Source organism: Phaeospirillum tilakii (assembly GCF_042683125.1).
Classification (GTDB): domain Bacteria; phylum Pseudomonadota; class Alphaproteobacteria; order Rhodospirillales; family Magnetospirillaceae; genus Phaeospirillum; species Phaeospirillum tilakii.
Genome location: NZ_JBHUIY010000069.1, coordinates 1 through 8,199, shown reverse-complemented (window position 1 = coordinate 8,199; position 8,199 = coordinate 1). Strand labels below are relative to the sequence as shown.

Annotated in this window: 6 protein-coding genes and 1 pseudogene; all 7 read left to right on the top strand. The window is 67.3% G+C overall.

Translation table 11 applies throughout. The features are described from left to right. Window positions 1-44 precede the first annotated feature (44 nt). Window positions 45-1,541, top strand: a pseudogene (locus tag ACFSNB_RS18205) (DUF3363 domain-containing protein). 591 nt (window positions 1,542-2,132) lie between these two features. Further along, the gene (locus ACFSNB_RS18200) at window positions 2,133-3,458 is read left to right on the top strand and encodes a hypothetical protein (RefSeq protein ID WP_377319173.1); all 1,326 of its coding nucleotides are present in this window, start codon (window positions 2,133-2,135) and stop codon (window positions 3,456-3,458) included. Between the two features lie 11 nt (window positions 3,459-3,469). Next, window positions 3,470-4,402: a metal ABC transporter substrate-binding protein gene (locus ACFSNB_RS18195; RefSeq protein WP_377319171.1), complete on the top strand. Its 933-nt coding sequence runs from the start codon at window positions 3,470-3,472 to the stop codon at window positions 4,400-4,402. Next, window positions 4,386-5,144, top strand: coding sequence for a metal ABC transporter permease (locus ACFSNB_RS18190; RefSeq protein WP_377319169.1), 759 nt, complete (start codon window positions 4,386-4,388; stop codon window positions 5,142-5,144). The genes ACFSNB_RS18195 and ACFSNB_RS18190 overlap by 17 nt, the downstream gene beginning before the upstream one ends. 206 nt (window positions 5,145-5,350) lie before the next feature. Beyond that, window positions 5,351-7,390 (top strand): conjugal transfer protein TraG, encoded by a 2,040-nt coding sequence (locus ACFSNB_RS18185; RefSeq protein WP_377319167.1) that lies wholly within the window; start codon window positions 5,351-5,353, stop codon window positions 7,388-7,390. A gap of 11 nt (window positions 7,391-7,401) precedes the next feature. Continuing rightward, window positions 7,402-7,812: a CopG family transcriptional regulator gene (locus tag ACFSNB_RS18180; RefSeq protein WP_377319165.1), complete on the top strand. Its 411-nt coding sequence runs from the start codon at window positions 7,402-7,404 to the stop codon at window positions 7,810-7,812. Beyond that, on the top strand, window positions 7,809-8,199 hold a 391-nt coding region (locus ACFSNB_RS18175; protein WP_465264578.1), incomplete at its 3' end, for a P-loop NTPase family protein. The genes ACFSNB_RS18180 and ACFSNB_RS18175, both read left to right, overlap by 4 nt.

The window sequence follows — 8,199 nt, the reverse complement described above, 5'->3', positions numbered from 1 at the left end:
ATGGCGACCAGTACGACGATCTGAAGCCGCTGACCCGGCGGTTAATGGCGCAGATGGAGCAGGATCTCGGCACCCGGCTCGATTGGGTCGCGGTCGACCACTACAACACCGGCCATCCCCACAGCCATATCATCGTCCAGGGACGCGACGACCGGGACCAGGATCTGGTGATCGCCCGGGAGTACATCACCACCGGCCTGCGCGAGCGGGCCACCGATCTGGTGACCCTCGATCTTGGTCCCCGTACCGATCTGGAGATCGAGAACCGGCTGCGGCAAGACATCGAGCAGGAGCGTCTGACCTCTATCGATCGCCGCCTGCTGCGCGAGGTCGATGCCGAGCGGCTGGTCTGCTCCACCGACCAGGATGTCTTCCAGCAGAGCCTGCGCGCCGGTCGTTTGCAAAAGCTGAAGCGGCTCGGCCTGGCCGAGGAGGTCGCGCCGGGGCGATGGCGGCTGGCCGATGACCTCGAGACCACCCTGCGCCGGATGGGCGAGCGCGGCGACATCCTCAAGACGATGAGCCGCGAGATGATGGCCAAGGGTCTGACTCGCTCCGGGGCCGATCTCGTCCCGCACGATCCGGCGGCACCACCGACGCGGCCGATCGTCGGCCAACTGGTGGCGCGCGGTCTGGCCGATGAGCTCGGCGACCGCCATTACCTGATCGTCGATGCGGTCGATGGTCGCACCCATTACGTCGAAATCGGCAAGGGCGATGCCATCGCTCCCATCCCCGACGGCGCGATCCTGCGGCTCGATCCCAGAGCGATCGAGCCCCGTCCCGCCGATCGTACCATCGCCGACATCGCGGCGGCGCATGGAGGACGATACGGCATCGATATCCATCTGGGTCATGACCCGACCGCCAGCGAGGCGTTTGCCGAGACCCATGTCCGCCGGCTGGAGGCGATGCGACGGCTGACCGGTGGAGTGACGCGCGAGGCAGACGGCACCTGGATCATCGCGCCCGATCATCTCGACCGGGCGGCGGCGTTCGAGCGGCGGCAGGCCTAGGACGCCCCGGTGGTGGTGCGCACCCTGTCAACCCTGCCGTTGGACCGTCAAATCGCCGCTGATGGCCCGACCTGGCTCGACCGTGAACTGGTCGCCGCAACGCCCGAGCCGTTGCGCGATAGCGGCTTCGGCCGGGAGGTGCGCGCCGCCCTGGCCAAGCGCCAGCAGGCTCTGGTCGAGCAGGGGCTGGTCCGTCCAGACCAGGACCGCGTCCTGTTCCGTGCCGACCTGCTCGAGGTGCTGCGCCGGCGCGAACTGCTCCGCGTCGCCGGGCAGCTTTCCGACGAACTTGGTCTCGCCTTCGTCGAGACCAAATCCGGCCAACCGGTCGAGGGCGTCTATCGTCGCGCCGTCGATCTCGCCGGCGGCAAGGCGGCGCTGATCGAGAAAAGCCGCGAGTTCACCCTGGTGCCGTGGCGTCCGGTGCTCGATCCCCATCTCGGCAAGCAGGTCTCCGGCATCCTGCGCGGCGACGACATTTCCTGGACCATCGGCCGCCAGCGCGGCGGGCCAAGCGTGTCGTGACAACAAGAGATCGGCCGGTTGTGTTCGACAAAACGCAACGTTATAACATTGCATTCTCTCACCGGAGAGATTGGAACACCGGTTACCCCTCGTAGAGGAACCGGCGTGAACCCGGGAGATTGGTGTGGCGAGAGGATCGTGGGGCGGCTGTCCCAGGAGGTACCCGTCGGTTGGGCTGATCCGATGGTGGGGAGTGTCCCTCCTGGTCGCGTCGCTGGTTCTTGGTCAGTTCGCGCTGGCAGTCCACCATCATTCGGGTTGGAGCCGATCGTCCTTTTTTCCTCCTGGCCCGGTTCTTATGGCAGCGGAGGATGAAGGGCTGCCCTGGCCAAGCGACGAGCAGGCTTGCCCGCTTTGCCAGACGCTATACGGACTGACTGGGTACCTGCTCCCCCAGGGGTGTCTGATTCCGCCTCCCTCGCTCGAGGTTCTTCCCCCGTCGCTCCGTCCCACTAGTTTCCCCCGGAGGTGGAGCCGGCTGGCCCTGCCATGGTCTCGGGCGCCTCCCGACACGGTGTGTTTGATTTTCTGACCGGCTCTGGCGCGGTGCGCCGAGTCCGATAGGGACACTGTATTGACGAGGATTACATCATGATCAGACCTACGGTCCTGCTGGCCGCGGGAATGGCGGCGTTCGCTGCCCCTGCCGCCTTGGCCGATGACGCGGCGCTTCAGGCGATGCGCGACGAACTGGCAAAAATGCGTCAGGACTACGAGAACCGGATCTCGGGGCTCGAACAGCGCCTGCAACAGGCGGAAACCGGCGCGACCCAGGCCGCCGCCACCGCCGAGGCGGCGAAGAAGCAGGCCGAGACCGCCGCGGAGACCAAGCCGGCCGACACGCCCGGCGCTTTCAATCCGGCGATCGGGGTGGTGCTGAACGGCACCCTCGGCGTCGCGCGGCGCGATCCGGACCAGTACCGCATTCCGGGCTTTGCGCTGGGCGACGAGGCGAAGCCGATCGATCGTGGCTTCGCGCTCGGCGAGTCGGAGATCAATTTTTCGGCCAGCGTCGATCAGGCACTGTATGGGGCGCTGACCGTCTCGATCAATCGTGAGAATGAGGTCGAGATCGAGGAGGCTTTTCTCCAGACCACCAGCCTGCCAGGCGGGGTGACCCTCAAGGGCGGGCGGTTCAAGTCGGGGATCGGCACGCTCAACGAACAGCATTCCCACACCTGGGACTTCGCCGACGCGCCCTTGCCCTATCTCGCGATGCTGAACGGCCAGTACCAGGACGACGGTGCCCAGGTCCGCTGGCTGGCGCCGTTGCCGCTTTTCGTGGAATTCGGTGCCGAGGGCTTCCGGGGCGATGCCTATCCGGCTAACGGAGCGGCCAACAAGGGTATGGGCGCTTATTCCGCCTTCGTCCATGTCGGCGACGACATCGGGGCCGCCGGCGAGGGCGGCTCGTGGCGGCTGGGCGCCTCGCATCTGTGGAGCGGGGCCAAGAATCGCGAAAGCGGCGACGATAGCTTCACCGGCAACGACCGGCTGCTGATCCTTGACGCCCTCTACAAATGGGCTCCCAACGGCAATTACGCCGATCGTTATGTCAAGCTTCAGGGCGAATATTTCCGTCGTGACGAAAAAGGCCGGATCAACGACCTCGACGGGTCGGGCACCCAGCAGGGCTATTACGCCCAGGCGGTGTGGCAGTTCATCCCGCAATGGCGGGTCGGCGCACGCTATGACCGGGTGTGGGCCGACACGCCCTCGCTCGGCTGGCTCGACACCAGCCTTGATCCGCAGGGGCACGTCGCCTCGCGCGAAAGCCTGATGGTGGATTACTCGACCAGTGAATTCGGCCGGTTCCGCCTGCAGGGTAATCTCGATCATTCCGCCGCCACCGAGGATCAGCAACTGCTGCTCCAATACACCATCAGCCTCGGCGCCCACGGCGCCCACCCGTTCTGAGGAAACACGCGATGCGATCGTATCTGTTCGTCCTGCTGGCCGGTCTTGCCGCGCTATTGGCCGGGACCGCCCCGGCGGCGGCGCTGGCGGTGTTCGCCTGCGAGCCGGAATGGGGGGCGCTGGCGCGCGAGATTGGTGGCCCGGCGGTTGAGGTGTTCACCGCCACCACCGCGCTGCAGGATCCGCACCAGATCCAGGCCCGGCCGGCCCTGATCGCCCGGCTGCGCGACGCCGATCTGGTGGTCTGCACCGGGGCGGAGCTGGAGGTCGGCTGGCTGCCGGTGCTGCTGCGCCAGGGGGCCAATCCCCGGGTCCAGCCCGGCGGGCCCGGTTTTTTCGCCGCCGCCGATGCGGTGCACCTGAAGGAAATACCGGCCCGGCTTGACCGCGCCGATGGCGATGTCCATGCCGCCGGTAATCCGCACATCCAGACCGACCCCCGCAACATCCGCGCGGTGGGGATCGCCTTGGCCGAGCGGTTGGCCCGCCTTGACCCGGCCCATGCCGGACTGTACCGCGACCGCGAGGCGGCGTTCCGTGCCCGGCTCGACCAGGCGATCACCGGCTGGGAGCGGGCGGCGGCACCGCTGCGGGGACAGGCGGTGGCGGTGCAGCACAAGAGCTGGATTTATCTGCTCGACTGGTTGGGGATGACCGAGGCGGTGGCGTTGGAGCCTAAGCCCGGCGTGCCGCCCTCGACCGCCCACTTGCTGTCGGTGATCGAGGCCGTTCGCAGTGGCGGCGTCCGGATGATTCTCTATGCCGCCTATCAGGACCCGCGCCCGTCGGAGTTCGTCGCCGGAAAGACCGGGGCGGCGGCGGTGCTGCTGCCGTTCACCGTCGGCGGCGATGCTGACGCAGGTGATCTGATCGGCCTTTATGACGATACCATTCGCCGCCTGTTGGCGGCGGCGGCGGGGGCGGGCGATGCCGTCGGCCGCTGACCTGGTAATTCTGGTCCCGGCGCTGTGCGCCGGGGCCTTGGTGCTCGCCACCCATGTCCCGCTCGGCCGGCTGGTGCTGGAGCGCGGGATCGTCTTCATCGACCTCGCCATCGCCCAGACCGCCGGGCTCGGGGGGGCGCTGGCGCAGGCGCTCGGTTGGGAGACTGATGGACTGGCCTTGCAACTGTCGGCGTTCGGTGCGGCCCTGGCGGCGGCTTTGCTGCTGCACTGGACCGAGCGAAAACTGGCTGCAGTGCAGGAAGCGGTGATCGGCGTGGTGTTTGTCGCCACCGCCAGCCTGGAGATCCTGCTGACCAGCTTCAATCCGCATGGCGCCGAACATCTCAAGGACCTGCTCGCCGGTCAGATCCTGTGGGTCGGTCCGGCGCAGCTTGGTCTCGCCGCTCTGGCCACCCTGCCGCTGCTGGTCGGGCTGGCTCGGTTCGATCTGCGCCACCACCGCGCCCTGTTCTATCCCCTGTTCGCAGCGGCGGTGACGGTGTCGGTGCAACTGGTCGGGGTCTATCTGGTGTTTGCCTCGCTGATCCTGCCCGCGTTGGCCGGTCGCGGCCGGCAGCATTCTCTGCGTGTCGGCGTTCTGGTCGGATCGCTCGGCTATCTGCTTGGCGGATTTGCCTCGCTGGTGTGGGATCTGCCGACCGGGGCGGTGATCGTCTGTGCGCTGGCGCTGTGCGCCGCGCCCTGGATCCATCCTGGCATTATGCTCCGCTTGTCTCCGTAGAAAAGATGGGTTTTTGCGAAGAATTGAGAGGTGCACGGTTCCTGTCGTCCCAACGTCAGCTTGGTTTGTTTGTTTCTGATCCGAGGCAAGAAAATGGCTTGAGCGTAAATCATCGTAGCTAAAGGCGATTTTCGATTTCGGGGTTCTGCCTGACCCTTGTCCCGAGCGCCCGGCAACCGTGCCGGGCCGGTTCGGGACAGGCCGCGATGACCCCCACCAAGCTGCTGATCGGCCAGATCCTGGTCGTTTTCGCCATCACCCTGTTCGGGGTGTGGTCGGCGACCCAATGGGCGGCGGCGATGCTGGGCTATCAGCCCCAACTCGGCCCGCCCTGGCTGGTGCTGTTCGGCACCCCGGTCTATCGCCCCTGGCAGCTGTTCCCCTGGTGGTATGCCTACGAGGCCTATGCGCCGCACATCTTCGACAAAGTGGGGATGTTGGCCGGGGCCAGCGGCTTCATGGGCTGCGCCGCCGCGATCGCCGGTTCGCTGTGGCGGGCGCGGCAAAGCCGGCTGGTCACCACCTACGGCTCGTCGCGCTGGGCGACCGCCCGGGAAGTGGAGCGGGCCGGACTGTTCCGCTCGGCGGGGGTGTTTCTCGGCCGGCTGGGCAACCGTTATCTGCGCCATGACGGGCCCGAGCATGTGATGGCCTTTGCGCCGACCCGGTCGGGCAAGGGCGTCGGGCTGGTGGTGCCGACCCTGCTGTCCTGGACCGGCTCGGCGGTGATCCACGACATTAAGGGCGAGAACTGGCAGCTCACCGCCGGCTGGCGGGGGCGGTTCTCGCATTGCCTGCTGTTCAATCCGACCGATCCCCGCTCCGCCCGTTACAACCCGTTGCTGGAAGTCCGCAAGGGTCCCGACGAGGTCCGCGACGTCCAGAACATCGACGACATCCTGGTCGATCCCGAAGGCGCGCTGGAGCGGCGCAGCCACTGGGAGAAGACCAGCCATTCCCTGCTGGTCGGCGCGATCCTCCATGTGCTGTATGCCGAGGAGGAGAAGACCCTGGCCCGGGTTGCCACCTTCCTGTCCGATCCCCGCCGCAGCTTCGTTCAGACCCTGAGCCGGATGATGGCGACCAACCATCTCGGCACCCCCGACCATCCCCAGGTCCATCCGGTGGTCGCCTCGGCGGCGCGCGAGGTCTTGAACAAGAGCGAGAACGAGCGTTCCGGCGTGCTGTCGACGGCGATGTCGTTTCTCGGCCTCTACCGCGATCCGGTGGTCGCCGCGACCACCGTCGCCTGCGACTGGCGGATTGCCGATCTGGTCGACGCCGAGCGTCCGGTGTCGCTCTATCTGGTGATCGCGCCCTCGGACATCTCGCGGACCAAGCCGCTGGTCCGCCTCGTGCTCAATCAGATCGGCCGCCGCCTCACCGAGCGGCTGGAGGGTGATCCGGCCAAGCGGCGCAAGCACGCCCTGTTGATGATGCTCGACGAGTTCCCGGCGTTGGGGCGGCTCGATTTCTTCGAGACCGCGCTGGCCTTCATGGCCGGCTACGGCATCCGCGCCTATCTGATCGCCCAGAGCCTCAACCAGATCTCCAAGGCCTACGGCGAGAACAACGCGATCCTCGATAATTGCCATGTCCGGATCGCCTTCTCCAGCAACGACGAGCGCACCGCCAAGCGGATTTCCGACGCGCTCGGCACCGCCACCGAACTGCGCGCCCAGCGCAACTATGCCGGCCACCGGCTGGCGCCGTGGCTCAGTCACGTCATGGTCAGCCGCCAGGAGACGGCGCGGCCGCTGCTGACCCCGGGCGAGGTGATGCAATTGCCGCCCGCCGACGAACTCGTGCTGGTCTCCGGCCTTGCCCCGATCCGGGCGAAGAAGCTGCGCTATTACCAGGACCGCAATTTCTCGGCGCGGGTGCTGCCCGCGCCGGAGCTGGCCGAGCACCTCTATCTCGACCGCCCGGCAGCCCGTCCCGACGATTGGAGCGGATTGGTGCGCGGTCCGCACGTCCGCCTCGCTACCGCCGAGGAGTCCGCGCTCGGTTTCGAGGATGAAGGCGGCGTCCAGCAGCAACGCCATCCCGGTCTGCCCGAGGAGGGCTTCGTGGTGGCGGCGCGGTCCGATCCCGAGCCCGATCCCATCGACGACGAATCCGATCTGCTGGCCGATCAGCGGGCGATGGACCGGCTTCGTGGCCTCGGCACGGCGGTCCGTGCCCACGCCATCAACGAAGGCCGCGATGGCGCCAGGCCGGGCGACGATCTGCTGCCGAGCTTCTGAGGGAGGCAAGGATGAAGCGTACCAGGATCCGCCATCAATTGTTTCTCGACCCGGACCTCAGCGCCCGGCTGGAAACGCTCGCCGCCAAACCGGGGGTGTCGAAATCGACCATTCTCGCCGACGCATTGGCAGCCTGGCTCAATCGCCGGGGCAGTCAGGAACTCGACGAGCGTTTCGGCCTGCGCCTCCACCGGATCAGCGATCAGCTCGACCGCATCGAGCGTGACGGCCAAGTGCTGTTGGAAAGCTTGGCGCTGTTCGTCCGCTACCAACTGACCGTCTCCGCCCCATTGCCCGAGCCGGACAAGGCCGCCCGCGCCGTCGGCCAGGAGCGCTTCCAGAAATTCATCGATCAGGTCGGCCGGCAGATCGCCGCCCGCCGCCGCACCCTGTCGGGCGATCAGGAGGGAGACCCGTTATGACCAATCCGGAATCCCACGACCGCCGCCGCGCCATGCTGCGCACCGCGATGGGGCCGGCGATCGCCGCCGCCCTGGCCGACCCGCTGGTGATCGAGGTGATGGTCAATCCCGACGGCGCGCTACGCCTTGACCGGCCGGGGGAGGGGCGGGTCGATACCGGCGAGCGCCTTGCCCCGGCCGAGGTGGAGCGGATCATCCGCCTCGTCGCCAGCCATGTCCGGGCCGAGATCCATCCCGGCAATCCGGTGGTCAGCGCCGAACTGCCCGCTCGCGATGACGGCGCCAGCGGAGAACGGTTCGAAGGCCTGTTGCCGCCGGTCGCGTTGGGCCCGTGCTTCGCGATCCGCAAGCCGGCGGTGCGGATCCACACCCTCAGCGATTATGTCA

Excerpts from the sequence above, each read along its gene's own strand:
- ACFSNB_RS18200 (WP_377319173.1), top strand. The coding sequence starts at position 2,133 with ATGATCAGACCTACGGTCCTGCTGGCCGCGGGAATGGCGGCGTTCGCT.
- ACFSNB_RS18195 (WP_377319171.1), top strand. The coding sequence starts at position 3,470 with ATGCGATCGTATCTGTTCGTCCTGCTGGCCGGTCTTGCCGCGCTATTG.
- ACFSNB_RS18190 (WP_377319169.1), top strand. The coding sequence starts at position 4,386 with ATGCCGTCGGCCGCTGACCTGGTAATTCTGGTCCCGGCGCTGTGCGCC.
- ACFSNB_RS18185 (WP_377319167.1), top strand. The coding sequence starts at position 5,351 with ATGACCCCCACCAAGCTGCTGATCGGCCAGATCCTGGTCGTTTTCGCC.
- ACFSNB_RS18180 (WP_377319165.1), top strand. The coding sequence starts at position 7,402 with ATGAAGCGTACCAGGATCCGCCATCAATTGTTTCTCGACCCGGACCTC.